This is a genomic window from Vibrio sp. 1402, from assembly GCF_033340275.1.
Window position 1 is genome coordinate 1 of record NZ_JAWOWE010000621.1, and the last position, 540, is coordinate 540.

At 40.4% G+C, this 540-nt stretch carries 1 protein-coding gene and 1 pseudogene; both read right to left on the reverse strand.

The genetic code is table 11. The features are described 5' to 3' along the window. On the reverse strand, positions 1-309 hold a 309-nt coding region (locus R7044_RS27585; RefSeq protein ID WP_225456279.1), incomplete at its 3' end, for a phosphorylcholine transferase LicD. Positions 310-315: 6 nt separating this feature from the next. Next, positions 316-540: pseudogene (locus R7044_RS27590) on the reverse strand (dTDP-glucose 4,6-dehydratase); the annotation flags it as partial.

The following is a 540-nucleotide window of genomic DNA, read 5'->3' on the forward strand; positions in this document are numbered from 1 at the left end:
AATAACAGAATCATTCAGAGATAGCTTGCTGAACAAAAACGGATAAGGATTGTGCTTGGTGTCCAAATTGAAAAACGTGAAATCAGGATACTCTTTGGCAAAATTTTGCAACAGGTATTCGTAATCTTCCCTTGGCATCATAATATCGATGTCATCATCCCAAGGAATGTAACCTTTGTGACGTATCGCCCCTAACAGCGTTCCACCCGCCAGCGAGTACTCCAAATCGTGACGCTCACAAAACAGATGCACTCTATCTAAAATAGACATCTGTACGCTTCTGAGCTGCTCAAATGTTAGTTTTTTCAATTTAACTTACCTAATAAACTCGACGGTTTTCTCTAGACCAGATTTCAGATCAACCCTTGGCTTCCAGCTCAGAGCTTCAATTTTCTCCGTACACAACTTGGTTCTTTTATATTGACAATACGCATTGTCGTTAGATATTTCATGCTTAACAGAAGAAATGCCACCGCCTAGGTCCGAAAGAAGGTTTGCCAGTTGCAATATCGAAACTTCTTCCGTTTCATTGGCAATGTT